At 60.6% G+C, this 26469-nt stretch carries 21 protein-coding genes and 1 tRNA gene; 13 read left to right on the forward strand and 9 right to left on the reverse strand.

Features of this window, described 5'->3' with window-relative positions; all coding sequences use genetic code 11:
• Positions 1 to 295 precede the first annotated feature (295 nt).
• The 4 genes from DXC90_RS05635 (at position 296) to DXC90_RS09590 (ending at position 5346) form a co-directional block, all read left to right on the forward strand.
• A complete protein-coding gene (locus tag DXC90_RS05635; protein ID WP_158550230.1) occupies positions 296 to 3742 on the forward strand; it encodes an RICIN domain-containing protein in 3447 nt (1148 codons plus the stop codon).
• A 243-nt stretch (positions 3743 to 3985) separates the two neighbouring features.
• On the forward strand, positions 3986 to 4474 hold the full coding sequence (locus DXC90_RS05640) for a helix-turn-helix domain-containing protein (protein ID WP_117735227.1): 489 nt from the start codon (positions 3986 to 3988) through the stop codon (positions 4472 to 4474).
• Between the two features lie 59 nt (positions 4475 to 4533).
• Positions 4534 to 4920: an IS3 family transposase gene (locus DXC90_RS09750; RefSeq protein WP_255413369.1), complete on the forward strand. Its 387-nt coding sequence runs from the start codon at positions 4534 to 4536 to the stop codon at positions 4918 to 4920.
• A 12-nt stretch (positions 4921 to 4932) separates the two neighbouring features.
• A complete protein-coding gene (locus tag DXC90_RS09590) occupies positions 4933 to 5346 on the forward strand; it encodes a transposase (RefSeq protein WP_370446335.1) in 414 nt (137 codons plus the stop codon).
• Positions 5347 to 5449: 103 nt separating this feature from the next.
• On the opposite strand, the gene glf is transcribed toward DXC90_RS09590, so the two are convergent.
• The 9 genes from glf to aroF form a co-directional block, all read right to left on the reverse strand.
• On the reverse strand, positions 5450 to 6574 hold the full coding sequence (gene glf, locus DXC90_RS05650; protein ID WP_117735125.1) for a UDP-galactopyranose mutase: 1125 nt from the start codon (positions 6572 to 6574) through the stop codon (positions 5450 to 5452).
• Between the two features lie 78 nt (positions 6575 to 6652).
• Positions 6653 to 7090, reverse strand: coding sequence for a type II 3-dehydroquinate dehydratase (gene aroQ, locus DXC90_RS05655; RefSeq protein ID WP_117735126.1), 438 nt, complete (start codon positions 7088 to 7090; stop codon positions 6653 to 6655).
• A 64-nt stretch (positions 7091 to 7154) separates the two neighbouring features.
• Positions 7155 to 8405, reverse strand: coding sequence for a shikimate kinase (locus tag DXC90_RS05660; protein WP_117735127.1), 1251 nt, complete (start codon positions 8403 to 8405; stop codon positions 7155 to 7157).
• On the reverse strand, positions 8406 to 9551 hold the full coding sequence (gene pheA, locus DXC90_RS05665; protein WP_117735128.1) for a prephenate dehydratase: 1146 nt from the start codon (positions 9549 to 9551) through the stop codon (positions 8406 to 8408).
• A gap of 153 nt (positions 9552 to 9704) precedes the next feature.
• Positions 9705 to 10802, reverse strand: a complete 1098-nt coding sequence (gene aroC / locus DXC90_RS05670; RefSeq protein WP_117735129.1) for a chorismate synthase — start codon at positions 10800 to 10802, stop codon at positions 9705 to 9707.
• A gap of 1 nt (position 10803) precedes the next feature.
• Positions 10804 to 12123 carry a 3-phosphoshikimate 1-carboxyvinyltransferase gene (aroA, locus tag DXC90_RS05675; protein ID WP_117735130.1) on the reverse strand — a complete coding sequence of 440 codons (1320 nt, stop codon included), beginning with the start codon at positions 12121 to 12123 and terminating at the stop codon, positions 10804 to 10806.
• Complete coding sequence (aroB, locus tag DXC90_RS05680; protein ID WP_117735131.1) at positions 12117 to 13223, reverse strand: 3-dehydroquinate synthase; 1107 nt, start codon at positions 13221 to 13223, stop codon at positions 12117 to 12119. Before aroB ends, aroA begins: the two co-directional genes overlap by 7 nt.
• Positions 13224 to 13259: 36 nt before the next feature.
• The gene (locus DXC90_RS05685) at positions 13260 to 14174 is read right to left on the reverse strand and encodes a prephenate dehydrogenase/arogenate dehydrogenase family protein (RefSeq protein WP_117735132.1); all 915 of its coding nucleotides are present in this window, start codon (positions 14172 to 14174) and stop codon (positions 13260 to 13262) included.
• Between the two features lie 3 nt (positions 14175 to 14177).
• Positions 14178 to 15200: a 3-deoxy-7-phosphoheptulonate synthase gene (aroF, locus tag DXC90_RS05690; protein WP_117735133.1), complete on the reverse strand. Its 1023-nt coding sequence runs from the start codon at positions 15198 to 15200 to the stop codon at positions 14178 to 14180.
• 204 nt (positions 15201 to 15404) lie between these two features.
• Between aroF and DXC90_RS05695 the strand changes: the two genes are divergently transcribed.
• From DXC90_RS05695 to mrdA, 9 genes are all read left to right on the forward strand, one after another.
• A tRNA-Arg gene (locus tag DXC90_RS05695) sits at positions 15405 to 15481 on the forward strand.
• A gap of 76 nt (positions 15482 to 15557) precedes the next feature.
• Positions 15558 to 18281, forward strand: a complete 2724-nt coding sequence (locus DXC90_RS05700; RefSeq protein ID WP_117735134.1) for an HAD-IC family P-type ATPase — start codon at positions 15558 to 15560, stop codon at positions 18279 to 18281.
• 231 nt (positions 18282 to 18512) lie between these two features.
• On the forward strand, positions 18513 to 19655 hold the full coding sequence (locus DXC90_RS05705) for a zinc ribbon domain-containing protein (RefSeq protein WP_158550231.1): 1143 nt from the start codon (positions 18513 to 18515) through the stop codon (positions 19653 to 19655).
• 107 nt (positions 19656 to 19762) lie between these two features.
• A complete protein-coding gene (locus tag DXC90_RS05710; RefSeq protein WP_117735136.1) occupies positions 19763 to 20305 on the forward strand; it encodes a peptidylprolyl isomerase in 543 nt (180 codons plus the stop codon).
• An 11-nt stretch (positions 20306 to 20316) separates the two neighbouring features.
• Positions 20317 to 21621: a tetratricopeptide repeat protein gene (locus DXC90_RS05715; RefSeq protein WP_233502203.1), complete on the forward strand. Its 1305-nt coding sequence runs from the start codon at positions 20317 to 20319 to the stop codon at positions 21619 to 21621.
• 127 nt (positions 21622 to 21748) lie between these two features.
• Positions 21749 to 22780, forward strand: a complete 1032-nt coding sequence (locus DXC90_RS05720) for a rod shape-determining protein (protein ID WP_006236061.1) — start codon at positions 21749 to 21751, stop codon at positions 22778 to 22780.
• 78 nt (positions 22781 to 22858) lie between these two features.
• Positions 22859 to 23800, forward strand: a complete 942-nt coding sequence (mreC, locus tag DXC90_RS05725) for a rod shape-determining protein MreC (protein WP_117735137.1) — start codon at positions 22859 to 22861, stop codon at positions 23798 to 23800.
• Between the two features lie 11 nt (positions 23801 to 23811).
• A complete protein-coding gene (locus tag DXC90_RS05730) occupies positions 23812 to 24378 on the forward strand; it encodes a hypothetical protein (protein WP_117735138.1) in 567 nt (188 codons plus the stop codon).
• 13 nt (positions 24379 to 24391) lie between these two features.
• Positions 24392 to 26461, forward strand: a complete 2070-nt coding sequence (gene mrdA / locus DXC90_RS05735; protein WP_117735139.1) for a penicillin-binding protein 2 — start codon at positions 24392 to 24394, stop codon at positions 26459 to 26461.
• Positions 26462 to 26469 lie beyond the last annotated feature (8 nt).

The raw sequence follows: 26469 nt of genomic DNA on the forward strand, positions 1-26469 counted from the left end.
GCTCTCCGCGATGCCGACCGACGCGGACATCGACTTCCTGTTCAGCGTCTACTCCGCCTCGCCGTCGCGCGAGGACGGAGGGCCGGAATGGGGCGACGGGGCCGTGTGGGAGGACCTCCACCACAGGGGCCCGTACCCGTTCCGGCTGGATTAATGGATGGAAACGGATGTTCTATCGGGACACACATTTTGTCCTATAAGCCCAAATATCACCGCTTGTCGATTTCCGTGTTGCTCTATTTGAGCTGTTCGTTCAAAGTGTAGGCAAGTAATGTACGGGGGATTAGGTGATTTGATGGTTGGTACTGATGCGGTTCGAATCTGCTTTCGAAAACGATCGAGGGGAATGGCGCTAATTCTCTTATTCATCGCACTTGGCGTAATGCCAACTCAGGCAGAGGCCAAGAGCTATGCTGAGCTTGATGACGGTGTTTACACTATCACTAATGTTATTGCCGATAAATCATTGGATGTTGCGGGTGGTTATTGCGTTAACTGTTCGAACGTGCAGGTTTATGAAGGTAACCATACCTATGCCCAGGCTTGGAGAATTTCTAAGAAAGGGTCCTCTTATTCCATTGAGAATTCGATTACCGGCATGGTGCTTGATGTTGCTGGTGGCTCAAAAATAGCGGGTGCTAATGCGCAGCTATATGATTCGAACAACACGCAGGCCCAACGATGGAAATTTGTCCAGAATGCTGACGGATCGTATTCAATTCGTTCTGATTGCAATGGTTTATTTCTTGATGTTTCCGGTGGAAGCTCAAAAAATAGAGCTAATGTCTGCCTTTATACGTCAAATGTCACCAAAGCGCAAAAATGGAGGGTCGAGCGCGTCACTCAACCTGTTAAAGACGGCTCCTATCGTATTTCTACCGCTCTGTCGGATAAAAAGGTGATTGACCTTTGGGGCGGATCTTTAGATAACGGAGCCGCTGTTCAAATCTACGAAGATAACGATTCGTTGGCTCAGGCTTGGAATGTTGTGTTCGATCAGAATACAGGCTACTATTCCATTTTCTCTGCGCTGTCAGGTCGTTCATTTGATATTCCTGGTGGTTCCAAGTCTTCCGGCGTGCGCATTCAGCAGTACTCATCTAATCGAACTCCGGCACAGCAATGGCGTCTTTTGCAGACTTCTGACGGTCACATTGAAGTTGTCTCGGCACTAACAGGTAAGGCGTTGGACGTTCCCGGTGCTTCTCTTTCTAATGGCAACCAACTGCAAATGTATCAGGCAAACCATACTGACGCTCAAAAATGGACGTTCAACACGTCTCCAGTAGATCATTCTGGTTCTTTCCAGCTTAAGACAACTGTTGACGAATCAGGTGTTCTTGACGTTTCCGGTGGGTCAAAGGATTCTGGTGCTGCATCGCAGCTTTGGAGTTCAAATCTGTCTCTGGCGCAGAAGTGGGTGCTTGAGCGTCAAGATGATGGCTCGTATACCTTTAAAAATGCCAACTCGGGCCTGTATTTGACGGAAATCGCGAAAAGTGGAATCGAATATCGTAAAGAGCCTTCGGGTTATTCATACTGGATCTTGGATGCTAGCTTAAACGGGGGATATCGTATTAAAAACAAACAGTCCGGCAGATGTATCGATCTTTCCGGTGGATCGAGCGCAGCTGGTAACAGTGTTTCTACGTACTCGAGTAACGGAACCAAGGCCCAATCGTGGTTGCTCGTCCCATGCAATTTGATTGAGAATGGTGACTACTATCTGCTAAACCAGAGTGGCACCAGGCAAGTTCTTGATGTTCCGAACGCTTCGTCTGACGGGGGGCTTGCGCTTCAGACGTACGTTTTCAATGGCTCGGCGGCTCAACAGTGGCATCTCGAGAACACGGGCGGCGGTTTCTTTACCATTAAGAACATCAACTCGGGTTTGTGTCTTGATGTTCGCTCAGGCCGTGCCAAATCGGGGACCATTGTCCAGCAGTATGCCGAGAACGATACCAAAGCTCAGTCTTGGAAGTATGTTCCTACTTTCAGCGGTGGTTATATCCAGTCTGCGCTCGGTGACTATGCGCTATCGACCAAGCGCGGGGCCGAATCGGGTGTGCTCGCTATTATTTCTATCGACATGACAACTCCGCAGTCCGAATGGGAGTTTAGGAATGTTAGCAATCCCGGCGATCTTGTCATTTCGCATAGCGCGGCTGCGTCTGAATACAATCTGAGTCTTCGCTCGGACTCGCTTGAAATTGGAATGACCTTTGATCGTTACGGCAATGCGCACTTTGCGCTTCCGTCTGTTTTTGACCTTAACTCTGCTCAGCTTGTATACAGCGGCGGGCCGGAGACGTCTATTACCGTAGGAGACTGCTCTGTTGGACTTACCGTGGGGTCTTCGGTGACGTTGAGCGATCTTGGCCTGACAAGCAGTGTAAACTCTGATAATCCGATTGCCGTTCGATCCGCCCTTGATGCGGCCGATTTGTTCACGTTTGACATTAAGCAGACCGCTGGTGTGGCTTCGATGTTTATTAGCAGCGACGATCCGGTCAATTATGGGCGTGGCTACATCGAATCGTGTGGAGATCATACTGCAGTTGCTACCGGCTCCATGAAGCTTGTCGACGCCTCCGGCGTCTCTGTGTATGACGGCGCATTATCTCAGATTAAGGGCCGCGGCAACAGCACGTGGATGATGGACAAGAAGCCATATCAGATCAAGCTCGATAAGAAGGCCGACCTTTTGGAGACGGGCGATAAAGCGAATAAGAATAAGACCTGGGTGCTTTTGGCAAACGCTTACGATGGAACTTCGATGCGCAATGCTGCGGCATATTCGCTTGCGTCTGCATTGGGAACTCATGCACCGATTGAGTACCGTGCCGTTGATCTGTATTATGACGGACAATACCGCGGTGCCTATATGCTCTGCGAGAAGGTCCAGATCAACTCGGGTCGCGTGGACATCGACAACCTTGAAGACGCTAACGACGCCGTTAATGGCGGGACAAGCTATCAGCTTGTCGAGGGGGTTAACTCTTACGGTAATCGAATGAAGTACGCTACGGGACTGCAAAATCCCTCCGACATCACGGGCGGCTATCTGATTGAGTTTGATCAGGAGCGCTATGTGAATGAGGGCGCCTGGTTTAGCGTAGATTCGGGAAACGGTGTACTGTACTTTGTGTGCAAGTCGCCTGGTGTTTGGACCAAGGATGAAGCTGAATATTTGAGTTCTCGTTTCCAGGAATTCTTCGATTGCATTCGCAACGGAGGTGTCAATCCTGAGACGGGAAAAACGACGGCGGATTACTGCGACATTGATTCTCTTGCGCGCCTTTACTGGCTCAATGAGATCACCAAGTGCGTTGACGGTTTTAATTACTCGTCAACGTATCTGTTCAAGAATTCTGATACCTCTGGCGACTCGCGGTTTGTTTTCGGTCCAGCCTGGGATTTTGACTTGGCGATGGGAAACGCTCTTTCATCCCAGTCAAGTGACAGTTACTTGTCGCCGCAGGGTTGGCTTACGCGCAATGCTCTTTTAGGCTCTCGTCTGCTGCAGGATCCGACGGTTCGCGCTGCTGTTGATGCCGTCAAGCAGGAAGTGCTTGACGAAGCCCGGGGGTGCATCAATGGGCAGGATTACCTTGCGTATGAGTCCAGTGTTGCTACCTCTGTGAACATGGAGTCCATACTGTGGGGTGTCTCTTCTGAGTCTCCCGATGATGTACGCGCATGGCTCAACAGTCGTCTGGATTGGCTTGAGACGGCGCAATAGGGCTTTAGACTGATTTTTTACGTCCGTGTTTAGGGTCTTGTCGTTTTATTTGGCTATTTACTGAGGTCGTTCGACTTGCGTCGGGCGGCCTTTTCTGTTCATGAGTAACTCATGGGCTGGGCCGTTTGCTTGATCGCCGCGAATTTTGGCATCGCGGTGCGCTTGATTGCTCCACAAATAAGCCCGGTACAGCGATTGAACTGCCTCCCATTTCTTGGACATAAGAAATGGGAGGCTTTCTTTATGCGCGTTGATTTGAGAGTGAAGTATGATGTCGAGGCCAGGAAGGCGGCCATAGGGCTCTTCGAGCTCGGGCACGGGTATAAATCTGCCGCGATTGCCCTTTCGCTTCCCGTGGAAGCCGTGAGAAGATGGCAGGAGATATACCGCGCGTTCGGGAGCGAGGTGCTGCTGCGCATGGACGGAAAGCAGGGCAGGTACACATACGAGCAGAAGGTCGCCGCCGCCGCCGTCGTCGACGGCGGCATGACGAAGACCGAGGCGATGGCGGCGTTCGGCATATTGTCGATGTCGCCGCTCAAGAAGTGGTGCGCGCTGTACCGCCGGGGCGGTGCGGAGGCCCTGCGCCCGAGGCCCAAGGGCCGGCCGAGGGGTTTCAGGGCAAGGCCGCGGACCCGCGAGGAGGAGCTCGAGGGGCGGTGCCGTAGGCTCGAGGCCGAGGTGGCCTACCTAAAAAAATTACGCGCCCTGGTCGAGAGGGACGGGCTCTGACCAGGGCGAAGGCCAAGGCGGTCGCGGCCCTGCGCGCCGAGGGGCACGCGCTCGGGCACCTGCTCGCATGCGCCGAGCTCAAGCGGTCGACCTACTACTACGCCCTCGCGCACCCGCCGAGGCCCACGCGCCCCGAGCTCCGGGAGGCGGCCGCCGAGATCTTCTCGCGCACCGCCAACGGCTGCGGGCACCGGCAGATAGCGATGTGCCTCAGGGCGGAAGAGGGGGCCGTGATAGCCGACAAGACCGTGCTCAAGATGATGCGCGAGATGGGGATCCGCTGCGGTATCAGACGCGAGACGGCCTACCACAGGTACAACTCGTACAGGGGCGTCGTCGGCAGGACGTTCGAGAACGTGATCGCGAGGGATTTCGACGCCGGGGCCCCGTGGCGGAAGCTGGGAACGGACGTCACCGAGTTCAAGGTGGCGGGCGGCAAGGCCTAGTGGGCCCCGACGCTGGACTTCCGCACCAAGGAGATCGTGGCGAGCGACATATCGACCACGCCCGACATGGCCCAGCAGGTGAGGATGCTCGACGAGCTGCTGCCCAAGATCCCCGAGGGCGCCGCCCCGACCATGCACTCGGACCGGGGCTGGCAGTACCAGCACGCCTCGTACACATCCAGGCTCGAGGTTGCCGGCATCGTCCAAAGCATGTCCAGGAAGGCGAACTGCATCGACAACGCCGCCACCGAGCAGCTCTTCGGCCACGTCAAGGACGAGTTCTACTGGGGCCGTGAGTGGAAGACGTTCGAGGATTTCAAACGCTACCTGGAGGAATACATAGTCCACTGGAACACGAGCCGGAGGCAGGTAAGATTGAAGGGCCTGACCCCGGAGGAGTCCCGGAATCAGGCCCTCGCGGCCTAGTCGCTATTTAGGGCGTCCAAGATTTGGGACGCAGTTCAGATTGATGCTGCACCGGGCTTTCTGCTCTTGTGTATATGGCTGTCTGCCTTTGTCGTTGAGCCCCCTACGCCTCAGTCGGCTCCACGCCCAGCTCGTTGCGGACGAGCTCGAAGGCGGCGGCGATGGCCTTGTCCATGTCGTAGTACTTGTAGCCGCCCAGGCGACCGGCGAAGACCACGTCCCCCTCCTGCGCCGCCAGTTCCTCGTACTGCTTGTAGAGGGCCTCGTTCTTGGCGTCGTTGATGGGGTAGTAGGGCTCGTCGCCGGGCTTCCAGTCGGCCGGGTACTCGCGCGTGATGACGGTCTTGTCCTGCGTGCCGAACTCGAAGTGCTTGTGCTCGATGATGCGGGTGTAGGGGACCTCGCGCTCGGTGTAGTTGACCACGGCCACGCCCTGGTGGTCGGCCTCGTCGAGCGTCTCGGTCTCGAAGCGCAGGCTGCGGTACTCGAGCGTGCCCAGCTTGAAGTCGTAGAACGCGTCGATGGGGCCGCAGTAGATCGTCTTGGCGGCGATATCGGGCTCGGCGGCGGCCAGCTCCCTGTACTCCACGCCGCAGCGCACCTCGACGCCCTGGAGCATGTTGGCGACCATCTTGGTGTAGCCGCCCATGGGGATGCCCTGGTAGCGGTCGTTGAAGTAGTTGTTGTCGTAGGTGAAGCGGCAGGGGAGGCGCTTGATGATGCTCGCGGGCAGGTCGCGGCAGTCGCGGCCCCACTGCTTCTCGGTGTAGCCCTTCACGAGCGTCTCGAAGATGTCGCGGCCGACGAGCGACAGCGCCTGCTCCTCGAGGTTTGCCGGCTCGCCGATGTTCTCGGCGGCCACCTGCTCGGCGATCTTGGCCTTGGCGTCTGCCGGCGTGACGACGCCCGGCCACATCTTGGCGAAGGTGTTCATGTTGAAGGGCATGTTGTACATGCTGCCGCGGAAGTTGGCGACCGGCGAGTTGACGTAGTTGTTGAACTCGGCGAAGCGGTTGACGTAGTCCCAGACGTCCCTCATGGAGGTGTGGAAGATGTGCGCGCCGTAGCGGTGGACCTGGATGCCCTCGACGTCCTCGGTGTAGATGTTGCCGGCGATGTGGTCGCGGCGGTCGATGACCAGGACCGACTTGCCGGCGCGCTTGGCTGCGTTGGCGAAGACGGCGCCCGAAAGGCCGGCACCGACGACAAGGTAATCGAACTGGGACATGGATATGCTCCTTTGTATGTCAATTGGACAGTTACTTTAGTTTAGGGACAAACATAGCTGATGTCTTTGCCCCAGCGATTAGTGTAGCAGATGCTCTTTCAGCAGCTCCAACGCGTGAGCGTAACCCTGCAGGCCCTCACCGGTGATGGTGGCGAAGCAGGCTAGGCGTGCATAGCTTATCTGGCGGAAGTCCTCGCGGGTCTCGACGGCGCTGATGTGGACCTCGACGGCAGGGATGGCGACGGCCTTGAGGGCGTCGAGGATCGCCACGCTCGTGTGCGTGTAGGCCGCCGGGTTGATGACGATGCCGTCGACCTTGCCGTAGGCCTCCTGGATCTTGTCGACGATGCTGCCCTCGTGGTTAGACTGGAAAACCTCGACCTCGTCGAAGCCCTGTGAGGCGCCCGCTTCCTGGCAGATCTGCACTAAGCGGTCGTAGTTGTCGCTTCCATAGATGCCCGGCTCGCGAATGCCGAGCATGTTGAGGTTGGGGCCATTAATGACGAGTGCTTTCATGGTTGCTTCCTTTGCGATTGGAAAACCACCACAAAGGCGCCTGTCCCCTTTGTGGTGGTTTTTGCTAGAGGGCTGGTGGAAGGGTGTCTAGGACGGCGACCGCGGTGTTGGCGGCGCAGTCGCGCGAGTCGATGATGTAGTCGGCCCAGGCGCGGTAGCGCGGCATGCGCTGCTCGGCCAGCTTGTCGATACCGTCGCGGGCGGTGATGGGGCGACCCTTGTGGGCGAGTTCGTCGAGCTTGCGGTTGAGCATCACAATCTGGCTGTTCTGGTGCAGCAGCGGGTAGTTCTCGTCTCGCGTGACGACGCCGCCGCCGGTGGAAAGCACCAGGCCGCTGCGATTGGAGATATCGGCCAGGCCCGCCGTCTCCTGCTCGCGGAAGGCCGGCTCGCCGTGCTCGACGATAAAGTCGGCGCAGGGCATGCCTAGGCGCTCTTCAAGCGCGCGGTCGAGATCGATGTGCTCGCGTCCCGTGAGCAGGGCAATCTGCTCGCCCACGCGGGTTTTGCCCGACCCCGGCATGCCGATCAGCGCGATGTTCTGTTCGCGGCGTGACAAGCGTTCCGTTACATCCAGGATGCGCTCGCGCGGGGTGACCTGGCCGGTATAGCGCTCGACGGCTTGCGCCGCCTGGGCCACAAGCATGAGCAAACCGCCGATGCAGGGAATGCCGCGACGCTCGGCCTCGAGCATGAGTCCCGTGCGGGCGGGGTTGTAGACGATATCGATTGCGCCCTCGAGCGCATCGAGCCCTTCGAGCGTGCAGGGCGCGTCGGGGCAGTGGGGGAACATGCCGGCGGGAGTGCAGTTGACGAGCAGCGCGGCATCGGATTGCTGCGCGATGTTGCCGTAGTTGACCTCGCTCGTGCGACCCACGGGTACGACGATGGCGTCCAAGTCGCCGAGTACCATGCTTGCCGTGGTGCCGGCGCCACCGGTGGCACCAAGCACGAGGACCTTTTTGCCGGCAACCTCTACGCCCAACTCCTCGACTAGACACTGAAAACCAAAGTAGTCGGTGTTGTCGCCGCGCAGGCGACCGCCAGGTAGGCGTGTGATGGTGTTGACGTTGCCCATGCGCTCGGCGAGCGGACTCAGCTCGTCCAGGTACTCCATGACGGTGCGCTTGTAGGGGATGGTCACGTTGGTACCCTCCCATTCGTCGCCCGTCATAAAGGCCGCGAGGTCCTCGGGCTCGCGCTCAAATCGCACGTACTCGAGCCCAGCGAGCTCCTTGTAGATGGTCGGGGTGTAGCTGTGGCCCAGCACGCGGCCCAATACGCCGTAGGGGCGGGTTGTGGCGGTATCGGTCATCTAGAGCACCTCCGTGTAGCTGCCAAAGTAGGTGAAGCTCTCACACACGTCGTCGATCGAATCGAGCAGGTCGTCGAGGGCCTTGCTGCCAAAGGGGCAGTCCAGATCAAAGTAGAACATAAACTCAAAATCGCGCCCGGGGATGGGACGGCTCTCGAGCTTGATGAGGTTGATGTTGAGCGCATAGAAGCGCTCGAGCACGCGGTAGAGGGCGCCCGGCTCATTGGCCGTGGTGATCATGAGCGAGGTACGGTTGGCACCGGGATAGACGCGTGGCTCGCGGCTGATGACGACAAAGCGTGTGTAGTTGTTGTCCGAGTCCTGGATGTTGGACTCCAGCACCTCCAGGCCATAGAGTGTCGCGCAGCTGCGCGATGCGATGGCGGCAACATCGGTGCGCCCGGAGCTGGCGACCATCTCGGCCGACATGGCGGTGTTGGGGTACTTGGTGGCGTGCAGGTCGTGGGACTCGATAAAGCCCGCACACTGGGCAATGGCTTGGCCGTGGCTGTAAACCTCGCGCACGTCGGTGAGTTTGGTGCCGGGTTTGACGAGCAGATTGTGGTCGATCTTGAGGCGCAGCGAGCGCACGATGTGGAAATCGAACTGGGCGAGCAGGTCGTAGACGGCGTTGACCGATCCGGCAGTTGAGTTTTCGATGGGTAGCACGCCATACTCGCAGAACCCGTCGCGCACGGCTCGCATGACGCCCTCAAAGGTCTCGAAGAACGCGATATCGGGCACGTCGAAGAGCTTGCACGCGGCGATTTGACTGTAAGCGCCCTCAACGCCCTGGCAAGCGACGGTGGCGGTTTGAGGGAAGGGCGTGTCGGAGGCTGCAGCCGTGGCGTGGGCCTTTTGCGAGATGGTGATGCCCTTGAGCTCGTTGATGTAGCGCTGCTGCTCGGCCTTGCTCATGCTCATGAGGAGACGGAACAGGGCGATGGTCTGTGCCTCGTAGCGTTCGGGCGCGCGGCTGGCGAGGTTGTTGAGCTTGGAGCGCTCGCGGGCGGGATCGAAGACGGCCTTGCCCATCTCGATCTTTGATTTGGCGACTTCGGTGGCAATGTCCATGCGCTCGACAAAGCTATTGAGCAGGGTGGTGTCGATGCCATCGATGGCCTGGCGGATGTCGGCAAGGTCCATGGAGGCCCCTTTCGTAAATCGTTGCCTGGGGTAGTTAATTTGGGACGGGGCTATTTTAGCTACCCCGGCAGCAAATCGGCCAAAACGTCGCGTTAACTGCCGGGGTAGCTAAAAAAGCCCCGTCCCAAATTAACTACCCTTGGGGTGGGCGGGTTAGCGCTGGGCTGCGTCCTCGAGGAGGGCATCCCAAATTGCGAGGGCGGCGGCTGCTTCGGCTACGGGGACGGCTCGGGGGACGATGCAGGGATCGTGACGACCGTGGACCGAGAGTTCGACATTTTCCATTGCGTCCATGTCGACCGTCTGCTGCTCGCGGCTAATGGAGGGCGTCGGCTTTACGGCCATGCGCCACATGACGGGCGCGCCGGTCGAAATACCGCCCAGGATGCCGCCGGCGTTGTTGGATTCGACCTCGATCTCACCGGTCTCGGCATCGATGCGATACGGATCGTTGTTCTCGCTGCCGCGCAAGGCGGCCACGGCAAAGCCCATGCCAAACTCCACGCCCTTTACGGCGGGAATGCCAAACGTGATCTGTGCGATGCGGTTCTCGATGCCGTCGAACATGGGGTCGCCGATGCCCGCAGGTAGGCCGTAGATGCCGCACTCCACGATGCCGCCGATGCTGTCGAGTTCGTCGCGCGCGGCTAGGATCTCCTCGCGCATGCGGCCGGCTGCGGCGGCGTCAATGCACGGCAGATCGTTCGTAAGGATTGCCTTGCGGTCGGCCTCGCGATAGACCATGTCGTCCATGGGCAGGTCGGAGATGCCGCCGATCTGCGCCACATGCGCCATGACCTGAATACCGCGGGCCTCAAGTGCCTGCAGCGCAATGCCGCCGGCGATGCATAAGGGTGCCGTTAGGCGGCCGGAAAAATGCCCGCCACCAGCGACATCGTGCATGTTGTGATACTTCACGCGCGCAGGGAAGTCTGCGTGCCCGGGGCGGGGCTTGCGGCGCAGCTCGGAGTAATCCTTGGAGCGCGTGTTGGTGTTCTCGATAATCGCGGCGATGGGCGCGCCGGTGGTATGTCCATCGACAACACCGGCGATGATGTGCGCGGCGTCGGCCTCGCGGCGTTTGGTTGCGGTCTCGTCGCGACCGGGGGCGCGACGGTCCAAAAAGGTCTGCAACGCCTCCTGGTCAACGGCGATACCAGCGGGAATTCCGTCAAGCGAGCAGCCGATAGCAGGGGAGTGCGACTGGCCGAAGATGCTCAGATGCAAGACGTTGCCAAAGGTCGAGGACATGCTATTCCTCCTCGAGTGTGACCTTGCCGCCCAGCAGGCGGTAGTGATCGAAGAAATCGGGATAGGACTTGTTGACCGCCTCGGCCCCGTGGATCACGACCTCGCCGGTGGCGCGGCTCGCGGCGATGGCGGCCATCATGGCGATGCGGTGGTCGTTGTGCGAATCGACTTCGCCGCCGGTAAAGGCGTCGACACCCTTGATGATGAGGTCGTCACCGGCAATGCGCACCTGCGCGCCCAGCGCGGTGAGCTCGCGGGTGGTAGTTGCCAGGCGGTCGGATTCCTTGATGCGCAGGCGGGCACAGTCGCGGATGAAGGTACGGCCTTGCGCCAGTGATGCCACGGCCGAGATAACGGGTACCAGGTCGGGAATGTCGTGGGCGCTCATCTCAAAGCCGGCGAGCTTGTCGGACTGCACGGTGGCGGCGTTGGTGGAACGCACGATGCGGGCGCCAAAGCGCGAAAGCGCGGCAAGTACGTTGCGGTCGCCCTGTGCGGAGCTCAGGGACACGCCCTCGACGGTGATGGGGTCGGTGCCGATAGCGCCGGCACACAGCCAAAAGGCAGCGTTGGACCAGTCACCCTCGACGGCCACGCTGCCGGGCGTGCGATACGAGCCACTGCTCACGCGGAAGTTCGTGACCTCGGGCTGGCCGTCCCGGGCGGGAATACGCTCGACGTTGACCTCGACGCCGAAGGCCTTCATGGCCTGGATCGTCAGGTTGATATAGGGGCGACTCTCAATGAGGCCGGTCACCTGCACGCAGGAGGGCTGGGCCAGCAGCGGGGCTGCCAGCAGCAGGCCGGAGATGTACTGCGAGCTCACGTTGCCCGGCAGGATAAAGGTGCCCGGGCGCATACGACCGCTCGTCTTGATCGGAAAGCCGCCCAGACCCTGCAGGTCGCAGCCGGCGGCAATGATCTCGTCCGAGAGCGGGGAGAGCGGGCGAGCACCCAGACGGCCTTGGCCCACAAAAGTGGCATCCGCACCCAGCGCGCAGGCGACAGGCAGCATAAAGCGCAGCGTGGAGCCACTTTCACCGCAGTCGAGCGTGCCGCCGGCAAGGGCCTTGAGTAGGCCAAACTCAACACTCTTCATGGTGGGGTGGACCTGGAAGCCGTCCTCGACGGTCTCGATGCGGGCGCCCAGGGCCGTAAGGCAACGCACCGTAGCCTCGATGTCGGCGCAGGTGGTGTTGCAGGTGACGTGTGTCTTGCCGTTGGCAAGCGCCGCGCAGATGATCAGGCGATGCGCCATCGATTTGGACGCGATGGCGGGAACGGTGCCCTTGAGTGGGGACGGGGTGATGCGGGCTAGCATGCGGATGCGTCTCCCTTCTGGCCGAGGCCCTTGGCAATGAGTTCGTGGAAAGTGGAAAGCGGCGTGCGGTCGATGCTGCAGCGGCCAATGCCGTGCGGAATCACCAGGTCGATGGTGTCGCCCGCGCGCTTCTTGTCGTGGAGCGCCTCGGCAAAGATGGCATCGGCATCTAGGTCGCAGCGGGTCTTGAGGCCATGGCGGGCGCAGAGCTCCTCAATACGACCGGGCAGTGCAGCATCGCAAACGCCGTGCAGGGCCGCGGCGCGCGTGATGATGCCCATGCCGATCGACACGCAGTTGCCGTGTCCGAGCTCAAAGTGCTCGCAGGCCTCAACGGCATGTCCGGCGCTGTGTCCAAAGTTGAGGAGCTTGCGCTGGTTGGTTTCGCGCTCGTCGGCGACGACCACGGCGCGCTTGATGTCGATGTTGCGGGCGATGATAAGCGCTACGCGGGCCACATCGCGGTTGAGCAGCTCCAGCGTGAGCGGGGTTTTCTCCAACTCGGCGAAGAGCTCGGGGTCGGCGATCACGGCGTGCTTGACGACCTCGCCGCAGCCGTCGGCGAACTGCTCAGGCGTTAGGGTGGCAAGGCATCCCACGTCGGCGATAACCACGCTCGGCTGCCAAAAGGCACCGGCGAGATTTTTGCCGGCGGCCAGGTCGATGGCCGTCTTGCCGCCCACCGACGAGTCCACCATGGCGAGCAGGCTCGTGGGGATCTGCACAAACTTGCAGCCACGCATGTAGGTGGCGGCCACAAAGCCGGCCACGTCGCCCACGACGCCGCCGCCGAGCGCCACGATCACGTCGGAGCGCGAAAGCTCGTGCTCGGCCACAAACTCCAAAATGGCAACATAGGTTTCGGCGCGCTTATGGGCCTCGCCGGCCTCGAAGGTGCAGATGCTCACCTCGTAGCCTGATGCCTCCAGACTCTGCTTAACTGGCATCTGGTAGAGCGGGCCCACGTTGGTGTCCGTCACGATGACGGCCTTGGTGCCGCCGGCAGTGGCGCGCACGAGCGGTCCCGCCTGCTCCAGCAAAAACGTGCCTACATGCACCTGGTAGGGGCGTGCGGTGTCGATATCGATGGTAATCGCCATAAGCTTCGGTCCTTTCGACCTGGCGTGATAGGTGGTCTAGTGGGAGGCCTCGTCGTCGAGCGCGCGCTTAATGCGGTCGCCCTCGGCAAGGAGATTCTCCAGATAGCGCTGGTCGCGGTCCTTGAGCGCACGGCTGTAGGCGCCGAGCGAGTCGATCAGGTGGTCGATCTCGAAGGCGAGAGCATCGGCGTCGTCGATCATGAGCTCGGACCACATCTGCGGATTGAGGTGCGCCACGCGGGTGAGGTCGCGGTAGCTGCCGGCCGAAAAGCCGTGGTGGACCTGAGCGGTCGGGCTCTTAACATAGGCGTTGGATACCACGTGCGCAAGCTGGCTCGTGAAGGCGATGACGCGGTCGTGCTCGGCGGCGCTGGTCACGCTGAACTTGCCAAAGCCCAAGGGGCGCACCATCTCGCGTACCTGGCCCAAAAGCTCCAGCTTGAGTGCGTCGTTCACCGCGGGCGGCACGAGAACGAGTGGTGCGCCCTGGAACAGGTCGGCGCGGGAGTGTGCATAGCCCGAGTACTGCGTGCCCGCCATGGGGTGCGCGCCCACAAAGTAAAAGCCGTGCTCGCGGGCAAGCTCAAAGGCGCGCTCGCACACGATGCCCTTGACGCCCACCGTGTCGATCACCACGGGGCCCATGATGGCCTCGGTGTCGGTGGCGTCGGCGAGTGCCTGGGCATGCGCCTCGAGCCACTCGATGCAGGCCTCGGGGTAGCAGGCCAGGACGATGATGTCGCATTCGCCGAGTGTCTTGTCGTTGAGCTCTCCGGCGACAGTGCCCATGCTGGCGGCCGTCATGACATCGTCATCGGGGTCCCAGGCCAGCACGCGGACGCCCGCCTGCGCATAGCCGCGGGCAAAACTGCCGCCGATGAGGCCAAGGCCGACGATGCCCGTGCATTTGGGACCGCCCTGGTTAACGCGCGCGTTTCTCACCGTACCCATGGGCTACTCCATGGTCTCTTGGCAGACGACCTCGCGGATGGCTCGGATGCGGCGCATGGTGTCGTCGAACTGGTCGGGGGTGAGGGCCTGAGCGCCGTCGGACCAGGCACGGCTCGGCTCGTCGTGGACCTCGATCTCCAGGCCGTTGGCACCGCAGGCGGTCGCGGCGAGCGCCATGGGCTCAACGTAGCGGGTGTAACCGGTGGCGTGGCTGGGGTCGGCGACGACGGGCAGGTGCGACAGGTGGTGCAGCACCGGCACGGCGTTGAGGTCGAAGGTATTGCGGGTGCGGGTCTCGAAGGTGCGGATGCCGCGCTCGCACAGGATGACGTTGTCGTTGCCCTCGCTCATGATGTACTCGGCGGCCATAAGCAGCTCATCGATCGTGCCGGACATGCCGCGCTTAAGCAAGACCGGAGTCTTGGTCTTTCCGGCCTCTTTGAGCAGAGGGAAGTTCTGGGCGTTGCGGGCGCCGATCTGCATGACGTCGATCTTCTTGTCCAGGAAGACCTGCACGTCGCGTGGGTCCATGATCTCGGTGACGATCGGCATGTCGAGCTCGGCAGACGCCTCGCACAGCAGGTCGAGGCCGGCGGGGCCCATGCCCTGGTAGGCGTAGGGGGAGGTGCGGGGCTTGTAGGCGCCACCGCGCAGCATCGTGGCGCCGGCGGCCTTCACGCGGCGTGCGATGCGGATGAGGTTCTCGCCCTCGACGGAGCAGGGACCGGCGATGACCTGGAACTGGTCGCCGCCGATCTTGACGCCGTGGCCGCAGTCGATGACGGAATCCTCGGGGTGGAATTTGCGGTTGGCACGCTTAAAAGGCTCGGAGACGCGCTGCACGCGCTCGACGACATCCATAGACTCGAGCAGGAACGGGTCGATCTTGGTCGTATCGCCCACCAGGCCGATGATCGTCTCGTTCTCGCCGCGCGAGACGTCGGTCTTCAGGCCTTTTTTCTCAATCCAGCTGACGATATGGCTGACGGCCTCGTCGCTGGCGCTCTGCTTTAGAATTGCAATCATGGTGTGCCTCTCACCTCGATGGATAACTTTTGCAAAAACGGCCCGCATCGCGAGCCGTGTATATATGGTGCATGAGAGTTTATACTATCTGACTCGCTTTTGCCTTCTAAAGTGGGCCGTTGCGCCGCGTCTTCCTCGGAATTGCAAAGCTTTTTCTTTTATTTTGATAGCCCGTGGCGCACTTGGGTATAATGCCAGTCGTTCGCCCTATTAGCTCAGGGGATTAGAGCGTCTGCCTCCGGAGCAGAAGGCCGTTGGTTCGAATCCAACATGGGGCACCATCGAACGTAAGACCGTCCGAACCTCGCATGGTCCGGGCGGTTTTTCTTATACCGACGCGACGTGATGGGACGTGGTATGGCAGCAACGGATATCGAGCGCGGACTCTCGACCGCCGAGGTCGAGGAGCGCATCGCCGCCGGTAAAATCAACCGCAACATGGAACTCAAGACCAAGTCGGTCAAAGAGCTCATCATCGAGAACCTCTGCACGCTGTTCAATTTGATCAACGTGATCTTGGCGTTCCTGGTCATTTTGACCGGTTCGTTTAAGAATCTGACGTTCCTGTTCGTGGTGTTCCTCAATACCGCTATTGGCGTCATCCAGTCCATGCGTTCCAAGAAGATGGTCGATAAGCTCACGCTGTTGACCTCCAAGAAGGCCATCGCGGTGCGCGACGGCGCCGAGGTGGAGCTCGACCTGGACCAGATCGTGCTCGACGACATCATCCGCCTGGGGCGCGGCGACCAGATTCCCGCTGATGCCGTGGTGGTTTCGGGCGAGGCTCTCGTGAACGAGAGCTTGCTGACGGGCGAGAGCGACCTTATCAAGAAACAGCCCGGTTCCGAGCTCATGAGCGGCAGCTTTATCGACTCGGGTCTGCTGCGCGCCCGCGTGATCCATGTCGGCGCCGACAACTACGTGGCCAAAATTAATAACGAGGCCAAGTACGTCAAAAAGGTCAATTCCGAGATCATGAACGCGCTTAACGCCATCGTGCGCTTTGCGAGCATCATCATGATCCCGCTCGGTTTGGCGTTGTTTGCCTCGAGTGTGAGCGAGCTGTGGGATGCCGCGGGAACCCCGGGCGATAGCGCGCTTTCGTGGTGCTTCTCCGAGCTGTTGGCTGGTCATGTGCCTTCGTCGGCGCTGCTGTCCACGGTGGGCGCCCTGCTGGGCATGATCCCGCAAGGCCTGGTGCTGCTGACCTCGTCGGTGCTCGCCATCGCTACGGTGCGCTTGGCCCGCCGCAAGGTGCTGGCACAGCAGCTCTACTGCATCGAGACGCTCGCTCGCGTCGACGTGCTGTGCCTGGACAAGACGGGCACCATCACGTCGGGCCGCATGGAGGTCGAGGGCACGTATCCGCTGCCGGTTGAGGGCGTGAGCCTAGGCGCCGGCCCGGACGAGGCGGCCGTTCCCGTCGATACCACGGTGCTCGATTTTGCGCTGGCTAACGTGGCACGTGCGACTTCGGCCGATGCCAACGAGACCTGCCAGGCGCTGCTCAACTATTACGCCGATCGCCCGGTCGAGGTGTCTGAACCGCTGTCGGTCATTCCGTTCTCGTCGTCAAAAAAATGGAGTGGCGCTTCGTTTGCGCAGGGCTCCTATGTGATGGGCGCCGCGCAGTTTGTGCTTTCGGAGCGTGTGTTTTCGCAGGTCGAGAACCGTGTCGCCGAGCTTGCCGATACCTGCCGCGTGCTCGTGGTGGCGCGCGTGGACGGCTTTACGCCCGATGGCGATATGGTGGGAGAGGCCGAGCCCGTGGGCTTTGTGACCATCCGCGACGAGATTCGTACCTCGGCGGCCGAGACCATCGGCTACTTTAACGAGCAGGGCGTGACCCTCAACGTGATCAGTGGCGACGACCCGCGTACGGTGTCGTCGATCGCGCGCGTGGTGGGCGTGCCGGGGGCGGACGCTTATGTGGACGCCACGACGCTCGATACGCCGGCCAAGCTCGATGCCGCAGTGGACCGCTACCATGTCTTTGGTCGTGTGACCCCGCAGCAGAAGCGCGAGCTCGTGCAGGCGCTCAAGCGCCGCGAGCACACCGTGGCCATGACGGGCGACGGCGTCAACGACGTGCTGGCTCTCAAGGAGGCCGACTGCTCCGTTGCCATGGCGGCCGGCTCCGATGCCGCGCGCAACGTGGCCGAGATCGTACTCGTCGACAACGACTTTGCCTCGATGCCCGCCGTGGTGGCCGAGGGTCGTCGCTCCATCAACAACCTGCAGCGTTCGGCCTCGCTGTTCCTGACCAAGACGCTGTTCTCGATGGGTCTGGCGGCGCTGTGCATCGCGCTGCCGCCGTACCCCTTCGAGCCCATCCAGATGACGCTCATCAACTTCTTCTGCATCGGCGCGCCGGGCTTTGTGTTGGGCCTTGAGCCCAACAATGCTCGCGTGAAGGGTGCGTTTTTGACCAACGTACTCAAGCGTGCACTGCCGGCGTCGATTGCGGTCATTTTGGCTGCGGCGCTCGATATCTTTGTGGCGCGCGTGTTTGGCTTTAGCCAGCTCACGCTGTCTACGATGTGCCTGCTTACGTCGTGCGCGGCGAGCGTCAGTCTGATCTGGCGCATCTCGCAGCCGCTCACACCCTTACGAGTGGTGCTCTTTGTGTTTGTAGTCGCCGGCATCTTGGTGGGCGTTATCGGATTCCCGGAGCTGCTGTCTATTGCCAACCTGTCGATGGGCCAGATGGTTATCTTGGCTGTCATCGTGGTCTTTACCTGCTCGGTGTTCTTTAAGCTCGCCACGATGATGGATTCGCTCAAGCCGCGTCGTCGTCATGCCGCAACTGGTTTTGGCCGCGGTGTGCGCGTCCGCCTGGGTCGCGGTGGCGGCAAGGTGAGCTCGACGGGTTCGACGGCCGAGCGTTTTGCCAAGCGCTTCGCCGCCGACATGGCGCAGCGCCGCGAAGATCGCACCGTTCGCGAGGCCGAGGCCCGCGCGCTCGAGGGCGTGGCCCAGGCCCAGCCCAAGAAAAAGAGGAGTGCCGGAGCCAAGCGCTCCCGCGTGACGAAGTCCGCCCAAGGCATCAAAGTCTCGATGCCCAAGAAAAAGAAGTTGTAACCGCACCTTACAGGGTAGCTAATTTGGGACGGGGCTTTTTTAGCTACCCCGGCTGATGGCCCCCAGGCTGATGGCGCGATCGATTTGGCCAATTGGCGGCCAGGGCAGCTAAAAAAGCCCCGTCCCAAATTAGCTACCCTCCGATGTTGAATTGGTGCCTTGCTCCTGTGGGGCCGTGGCGATGTTATGCTCTAACCTCGATTGTTTGAATTGCTTCGAAAAGAGGATGCCGTGATCTGCCCGCATTGCCTTAAGACTATCGAGGACGGCGCCTCGTTCTGCCCCTACTGCAACGCCTATGTGGGTCCGGGCGATGGTCCCGAGCACACCGAGTTTGTGTTCTGCGAGGGCTGCGGTGCCCGTCTTTCTCCGCATGATCGTACGTGCCCCAAATGCGGACGCCCCGCTCCGGGTATTCTCTCCGAGGACGCGGCCGCATCCGACCTGGCAGCGGGCCGCACGGCGGGCTTTCCGCGCCTAACGCAAGAGCAGATTGATACCGAGGTGCCGCATGCGCCCGCCTCGGCAGCCGCGGTTCTTTCGGACGCCGCCGACCCCAATGAGACCTGCGTGCTGCCGGCTTTCGATAAGGATTTCGGTATCCCCAAGGTCGTTATTCCCACACCGGTTTCCCTGCACGACGATCCTCAAAAACCCAAGCGTAAGGTGCATCCCGATGAGGACGCTTATCACAAGCACAAGCGTCATATTCCCAAGCCGCTTATCGTCATCGCGGTTCTTGCCGTCGTGTGCGGTGGGGCCTATTGGTTCGTGACGGCCGATCCCATGGGTGTTATGCCCGGCTTCTATGACCAGTTTGGCCAGGCCGCGCAGACGACCTTCCCTACGCGCCAAAAGGGCGAGGCGACTGAGGACGATACCAAGCAGGACGATTCTGCCGAGGTGGTCCAGGAAGAAACCGTGCTGACCGATGATCAGCTCTATACCAGGCTCGACGGTCTGTATCAGACCATCGTGTCCTACGGTGACGAGGATCAGATCGGCGAGGTCATCGATTCCTTCAACAACGGCTATCTCCGAACGCCGCTGTCCACCCGTCAGGAGCTGTCGCAGAGTGCCTACGCCCTGCGCGACCAGATCAAAAAGACGCAAGATGAGCTCAACAACCTGAAAGTACAGGACGATACGGTCTATGCGGACGATATCGCCCACCTAAAGCAGCTTGCCGAGTGGATGTACGAGCGTGTCGACGTGATCTGCCAGAGCTGGGACATTTCGCTGGCCATTCCCGATGGCGAGTCGATGAGCTCCCACCAAAGCGAGATCCTGGCGCCCATCGCGCAGGGCGGTAACAGCGCGCTGAACCAGTACGACGCCAACGTGGGCTCCTGGAAGCCGCAGCAGCGTTCCTAAAATTAGTTCGCCATAGTCGGCATAACCTACGTGCGCAATTGATGTAAGCCCGTGCTTATTGCTACAATTCGTACAAATATGCTTTAAACGCACGAGGAAGGAACCACATGTTTGGTTTTAAGAAAGAGCTCTACACGCCCGAGTATCAGCTTGTCGGCGACGAGTGCGCTGTAATCGAGACGTCGAAGGGTACCATCAAGGTCAAGTTTGACGGCGAGGGCGCTCCCATTCATGTCGCGAACTTCTGCGAGCTTTCCACGATGGGCTTCTATGATGGCCTTAAGTTCCATCGCTATGTGCCCGGTTTTGTCATCCAGGGCGGCGACCCCAATACCCGTGACATGTCCGGCGCCGACGTCGCTGCCGGTCTTGAGGGCCCCGACGGCATGCCCGGTACCGGTGGCCCCGGCTACTGCATCAAGGGCGAGTTTGCCACCAATCCGCGCAACAGCCATGTCGATGGCGCCCTTGCCATGGCACGCTCCATGGACCCCGATTCCGCGGGTTCGCAGTTCTACTTCTGCCTGGGTGCCCAGCATAACCTCGATTCCGGTTACACCGTCTTTGGTGCCACGGTCGAGGGTCTCGATGTGATTTCGCAGCTGCGTGCCGGCGACGAGATCGTCCATGTCGAGATCGTTCACGAGTAAAGGGGACTTCCTTGAATAGCCAGCTGATCCAACAGGGCCGCGCCGCTTACCGCGCGGGTGATTTTTCCGCTGCAGCCCAGATGCTTGGGGCGGCAAAGACTCCCGATGAGATTATGGGCGAGGCCGATCACCTTCGTGGCAACGCCCTGATGCACCTGGGCATGTATGCCGAGGCCGCCGAGGCCTATGCCGCCGCCCTCAACGACGGCACCTACGGCAAGCGCGGTGCGCTGCTCACCAACCGCGGCAAGGCGCTCGCCGCCGTGGGCGACTACAAGACGGCCGCTCAGGCGTTCTCTGCTGCTACGCAGGATGCTTCCTATGCCACGCCGTTTAAGGCCTATCTGGGCCTGGGCAATGCGCTGTTCCAGTCGGGCGACTATGCCAACGCGGGTACTGCCTTCCGTCAGGCCGCCATCGACGGCGCCAATCCGGCTCCTGCCGCCGCACTCGGCGAGCTCGGTCGTTGCTTCATTAAACTCGGCCGTCCGGCGGATGCCGTGGAGACCTACCGCACGGCTATCGACTTTGCCGGCCCCCGCGACGACACACGTGCGCTCAACGCCGGCATGGGTCAGGCGCTTTCTGCCGCCGGCCGTCCCTCCGACGCACTCGACGCCTTTAACGCCGCTACTGCCGATGGCATCTACCAGCTCACCTCCGAGCAGGCCGATGAGCTTGCCCGCGTGCACGATTCGCTTGCCGCGCTGTCTGCCCAGACGGCTATGGCCACGGCTCCGGCGCCCGCGATGGACGCTCCTGCCGTTGATCCGCTCGATCCTACGGGCGCGACCGGTCAGTTTATGCCCGATCCCTCGGACACCGGCTTCTTTACGCTGTCCGAGTCCGAGATGGTCCAGCAGGACCGTCAGGACCGCAAGCAGGCCAAGGTCCGTCGTCGCCATCGCCACACGGGTCTCAAAGTCTTCATCGTGCTGCTTCTGCTCATTTTGATTGCTGCGGGCGGTCTGGGCTTTGCCTACACGCGCGGCTTTGGCTTCCCGTCCCAGGAGTCTGTCGTTACCGATCTGTTCCAGGCTGCCGGCGACGGTGACACCGCAAAGGCCGAGTCTTGCCTGGCCTCGAGCCTGTCCGAGGACGCCAAGTCGATGATCATCTCTTCGATTCCGCAGGGTGCCACCGTGTCCGTCGAGGGCATGGATCAGTCCATGACCGAGACGACCGCTAAGGTGAAGGCATCGCTGTCCAAGGGCGGCGAGCAGGAGTACACCGTCAAATTCGTGCGCTCCGACAACCATATCGGCTGGGCCGTTTCCTCGCTCGATATGGATTTCTCGGCTGCTGACAACCAGTAGTGACCTTATGGGATTTAGCTTTGCCCGGCGCTTCACCGCAAGTGAGGTGCCGGGCTTGCGCTAGTATGATGAGCTAGTAGTTTTCCAGCAATCATCCAACACATCAGGAGTTGCGTTGTTTTCTTTGATGGATATGTTCTTCGGTAGCTATGCGGGCGATCTTGCCATCGACCTCGGTACCGCAAATACGCTTGTCTCCGTGCGCGGCAAGGGCATCGTCATTCGCGAGCCCTCTGTTGTCGCCATCGACAAGAACGACGAGCGCATCCTGGCGGTCGGTATCGAGGCAAAGCGCATGCTCGGCCGTACGCCCGGCAACATCGTGGCCGTTCGTCCCCTGAAGGACGGCGTCATCGCCGACTTCGATGTTACCGAGGCCATGCTCCGCTACTTTATCGACAAGGCTTCCGAGAAGCGCTATCCGTGGACCCCGCGTCCGCGCGTTGTCGTCTGCGTTCCCTCCGGTGTCACGTCGGTCGAGAAGCGTGCCGTCTTTGAGGCCACGATCCAGGCCGGCGCCCGCCAGGCCTATCTGATCGAAGAGCCCATGGCCGCTGCTATCGGCGCCGACCTGCCCGTCGAGGAGCCCACCGGCTCCATGGTCATCGACATCGGTGGCGGTACCACCGAGGTTGCCGTTATCGCTATGGGTGGTATCGTCGTCTCGCAGTCCATCCGTATTGCCGGCGACGAGTTCGATCAGGCCATCCTCACGCACGTTCGTGATGCCTACAACTTGGCCATCGGCGAGCGTACGGCAGAGGACATCAAGATCAAGGTCGGCTCCGCCGTGCCGCTCAAGGACGAGCTCGACGTCGAGGTCAACGGCCGCGACGTGATCACCGGTCTGCCCAAGACCGTGCGCATCGAGAGCGAGGAGATTCGTCGCGCGCTCAACAAGCCGCTCGACGAGATGGCCAAGGCCGTCAAGGACGCACTCGACGCTACGCCTCCCGATCTTGCCTCGGACCTTATGTACTACGGCATTTTGCTGACTGGTGGCGGCGCGCTGCTGCGCGGTCTCGACGTGCGCCTGCGCGATGAGACCGGTGTTTCGGTCAACGTCAGCCCCACGGCGCTCGATAACGTCGTTAACGGCTGTGCCCGCGTGCTCGAGGCCAATGCGTTTGATGGCGGCTTCGTCCAGACCAATGCTTAATTTCCAAAAGGTGGATTCCATTTGGCACGATCTTCGGGTTTCTCCACAAATCTGAATACCAAGCGACAATCAACGGGTATGCGCCCGTTGATTGTTTTCAGCCTGATTTCGGTGTTGCTGCTCACGTTTTACATCCGCGAGGGCGAGGCAGGACCGATTCATGCCGTGCGTTCGGGCGTAACGACGATTACCTCGCCGGTGCGCTTTGTGGGTTCGGCTGTGGCGGCTCCCTTCAATGCGATCGGCAACGTGTTCTCTAACCTTACGGCGTCGCAGGACACGCTTGACGAGCTTAAGAAGCAAAACGAGGAACTGACCTCTAAGGTTGCTGAGCTCTCCGAGGCTCAAAAGACCGCTGAGCGTCTGGAGGGGCTGGTCGGCCTGCAGTCGACCTACAACCTCAAATCGACCGCTGCTCGTATCGTTGGTGCTTCTGGCGATGCCTGGACCTCGACCGTTACCATCGACAAGGGCTCTGCCGACGGCCTTACCATCAACATGCCCGTGACGAGTTCTGCCGGTGTTATCGGCCAGATTATCGAGGTATCGGCCAAAACGTCGACCGTGCGCTTGATTGGCGACGAGAACTCGGGCGTGTCCGCCATGGTGCAGGACACGCGCGCCCAGGGCATGCTGCAGGGTCAGGCTGACGGCACGCTGCGTCTTGAGTACGTGAGCGTCGACTCCGATGTTAAGGTTGGCGACATCATCGTGACCTCGGGCATCGGTGGCGTGTTCCCCAAGGGTCTACCGCTCGGCACCGTCTCGTCGGTTGAGAAATCGGCAAACGATGTGTACTACACCATTGTGGTGCGCGCTCAGACGACGGCCGAGAACAACGAGGAAGTGCTGGTCATTACCTCGCTGACCGACGAACAGTCGGCCTCGGATGAGGACGTGAGCACGGCCAACAGCACGCCGCAGGGAACGCCGCGCGATGCTGCGACCAAGACGAAGGACGAGAGCTCGGATGACAGTTCCGACACGTCCGAGACGACCGATTCCGGCTCGAGCGAATAGGGGGCATGTCCATGGATCTACACGAGCAGGGGATGAGCTCCCGCACGTTTGTAATCGCCGCCATCGTGTGCGTGCTGCTGCAGGCAGGCCTCGCACCGCAGATCTCAATTGCGGGCGGTCGCGTCAACTTTATGATTATTCTTGTGTGCCTAAGCGTGTTCTCGGGCGACCCGACCCGTGCCGTCGCGTGTGGTTTTTGCAGCGGCTTGTTCTATGACCTGTCCGCTGCCGTGCCGGTGGGCGTTATGTCGCTCCTGCTGACCGTGGGTTCTTTTGCCCTGGTGCACAGCGCCGCCGGTCAGACGGGCGGTACCCCGAGTGCGCGCGGCATCACGGTGGGCACCTTCGCGCTCGTCATTAATGTGATTTACAGCATCATCTTGCTGTTTATGGGTTTGGAGACGAGCTTTGTCGTGGCGATTTTCGGCCATGCGCTGCCGTCCTCGATCCTGACGGGTCTGGTTGCCATTCCGTTTTTGATGTCCGGCGTCGTGCCGCAGTCCGGCTATGGATTCTCCGCACGTGGCGGACGCCAGACGGGTATGCGCTTTAAGCCCAAGACCCGCAAGCTCAAATAGGGGAGGCCCGTAGATGTCTTCCCAGATGACGGTTATTATCGCCGGTATCGTGCTGGTCGTGGCCATCGTGGTCGCGCTGGTCATCATGCGTCGGGGCGATTCCCGTTTTACCTACGATACGCAGCATGGAACGGCCCCGCGCGCCACCGAGGGCGAGGGCAATACCGCGGCGACCGCCTTTAAGGGCCGCTTTTCCATCCTCACCGCGGGTGTGGGCGCGATGTTTGCGGCGCTTGCCGTCAAGCTGTGGGGCATGCAGATGGTCTCGTCGGACTATTACGAGAAGCAGGCTAATAGCAATCAGACTCGCACCGTTACCACACCCGCTGTGCGCGGCCGCATCCTCGACCGCAATGGCGTGGCGCTTGTCCAGAACCGTCCCTCACTTGCTGTCGTGGCCTACCGCGACCTTGCCGAGGATGAGGTTCTGGTTCGCCATCTTGCCAACGTGCTCGGTATGCCCTACGTGGCGGTCCTTCGCAATATCCAGGACAATTCCGAGGGCGCCCAGAGCCTGCATACCATCGCGACGGATGTCCGTCGCTCCACGGTTGCCTATATTCAGGAGCATGCCGGCGAGTTCCCGGGCGTCAAGATTGCCGAGCGTACCGAGCGCCAGTACCCGTACGGCGAGACGGCCTGTCACATTTTGGGCTATACAGGCACCATTACCTCAGAGCAGCTCGAGGCCCAGAATAAGAAAACCTCTGGCGTTGATGATGCTTCTGCTGGCCGGATTACGTACCAGTCGGGCGATATCGTGGGCCAAGCGGGCGTTGAGAGCTACTACGAAAACCTGCTGCAGGGTATTCGTGGCGAGCAGACCGTCAAGGTCGATGCCTCGGGCAATGTGACCGGTCAGGCCGGCGCCGTGCCCGCGAAGGCCGGCTCCGACATTAAGCTCACGCTCGACCTTAAGATCCAACAGGCCTGTGAGACGGCGCTGGCGAGCGCTATCGAGCTTGCCAAGACCACTGGCTACAGCAATGCCGGCAACGGCGCCGTGGTGTGTCTCGATCCCAACAATGGCGAGATCCTGGGCATGGCCAGCGAGCCCAAGTTCGATCCGTCCGTCTTTATCGGCGGCGTCTCAAATGACGTGTGGACCGAGCTCAATGATGACGAGGGTTCACACCCGCTGCTCAACCGCGCCATTAGCGGACAGTACATGTCGGCCTCGACCATCAAGCCACTCTCGGCACTGGCCGGTCTTGAGTTTGGAACCTACACCTCAACGCAGACTACCAACTGCACGGGCTATTGGACGGGCTTGGGCAAGGCTTGGGGCAAGCGCTGCTGGCTGCATTCCGGCCACGGCACCATGACGCTGCAGTCGGGTATCGCCAACTCGTGCGACCCCGTCTTCTACGACATGGGCAAGGCGTTCTTCTATGACGAGCAACATCCCGAGGGCCTGCAGGAGGTCTTTCGTCGCTGGGGCCTAGGCAAGACCTGCGGTATCGATCTGCCGAGTGAGGGCGCGGGCCGTATTCCCGATGCCGAATGGAAAGAGTCGTACTTCACCGATGCCTCTGCCGAGGATCGTAAGTGGAATGCCGGCGATATGACCAACATTGCCATCGGCCAGGGCGACATCCTGGTGACGCCCCTGCAGATGGCGTGCGCCTATATGGGTCTTGCCAACGGCGGCAAACAGTACGTGCCTCACGTGTTTTTGTCTGCCGTGTCGCGCGATGGCGACGGCGATGCCTATAAGTACAACGGCAAGGGCAAGAAGAAGCGCCTGGAGGCCAAGATCAACAGCGATTCGGATTTGGCTCTTGTTCGCAACGGCATGCACGACGTGATTTACACGGCATCGACGTCCCTGGCGGCTCACTTTGGCACCCTGACGCCGCAGGTATACGGCAAGTCGGGCACGGGCGAGAAAAGCGGCGAGGACGAATACGCGTGGTTCTGCGCCTATGCACCGGCCGATGACCCCAAGTATGTCATCGCTACTGTCTTGGAGCAGGGCGGCGGTGGCTCAGATACCGCGATGCATGTCGTGCGCGACGTGCTCGGCGTGATTTATGACGAGCCCGATACCTCTTCGGCCTCGGGCGATTCTTCGGTTCGATAGGAGGTTGC

This window comes from Collinsella sp. TF09-1AT (assembly GCF_003436895.1).
In the GTDB taxonomy this organism is placed as follows: domain Bacteria; phylum Actinomycetota; class Coriobacteriia; order Coriobacteriales; family Coriobacteriaceae; genus Collinsella.

Bases quoted from the DNA above. Each gene is read 5' to 3' on its own strand.
- DXC90_RS05635 (WP_158550230.1), top strand. From the start codon at position 296: ATGGTTGGTACTGATGCGGTTCGAATCTGCTTTCGAAAACGATCGAGG.
- DXC90_RS05640 (WP_117735227.1), top strand. From the start codon at position 3,986: ATGCGCGTTGATTTGAGAGTGAAGTATGATGTCGAGGCCAGGAAGGCG.
- glf (WP_117735125.1), bottom strand. From the start codon at position 6,574: ATGTCCCAGTTCGATTACCTTGTCGTCGGTGCCGGCCTTTCGGGCGCC.
- aroQ (WP_117735126.1), bottom strand. From the start codon at position 7,090: ATGAAAGCACTCGTCATTAATGGCCCCAACCTCAACATGCTCGGCATT.
- DXC90_RS05660 (WP_117735127.1), bottom strand. From the start codon at position 8,405: ATGACCGATACCGCCACAACCCGCCCCTACGGCGTATTGGGCCGCGTG.
- pheA (WP_117735128.1), bottom strand. From the start codon at position 9,551: ATGGACCTTGCCGACATCCGCCAGGCCATCGATGGCATCGACACCACC.
- aroC (WP_117735129.1), bottom strand. From the start codon at position 10,802: ATGTCCTCGACCTTTGGCAACGTCTTGCATCTGAGCATCTTCGGCCAG.
- aroA (WP_117735130.1), bottom strand. From the start codon at position 12,123: ATGCTAGCCCGCATCACCCCGTCCCCACTCAAGGGCACCGTTCCCGCC.
- aroB (WP_117735131.1), bottom strand. From the start codon at position 13,223: ATGGCGATTACCATCGATATCGACACCGCACGCCCCTACCAGGTGCAT.
- DXC90_RS05685 (WP_117735132.1), bottom strand. From the start codon at position 14,174: ATGGGTACGGTGAGAAACGCGCGCGTTAACCAGGGCGGTCCCAAATGC.
- aroF (WP_117735133.1), bottom strand. From the start codon at position 15,200: ATGATTGCAATTCTAAAGCAGAGCGCCAGCGACGAGGCCGTCAGCCAT.
- DXC90_RS05700 (WP_117735134.1), top strand. From the start codon at position 15,558: ATGGCAGCAACGGATATCGAGCGCGGACTCTCGACCGCCGAGGTCGAG.
- DXC90_RS05710 (WP_117735136.1), top strand. From the start codon at position 19,763: ATGTTTGGTTTTAAGAAAGAGCTCTACACGCCCGAGTATCAGCTTGTC.
- DXC90_RS05720 (WP_006236061.1), top strand. From the start codon at position 21,749: ATGGATATGTTCTTCGGTAGCTATGCGGGCGATCTTGCCATCGACCTC.
- mreC (WP_117735137.1), top strand. From the start codon at position 22,859: ATGCGCCCGTTGATTGTTTTCAGCCTGATTTCGGTGTTGCTGCTCACG.
- DXC90_RS05730 (WP_117735138.1), top strand. From the start codon at position 23,812: ATGGATCTACACGAGCAGGGGATGAGCTCCCGCACGTTTGTAATCGCC.
- mrdA (WP_117735139.1), top strand. From the start codon at position 24,392: ATGTCTTCCCAGATGACGGTTATTATCGCCGGTATCGTGCTGGTCGTG.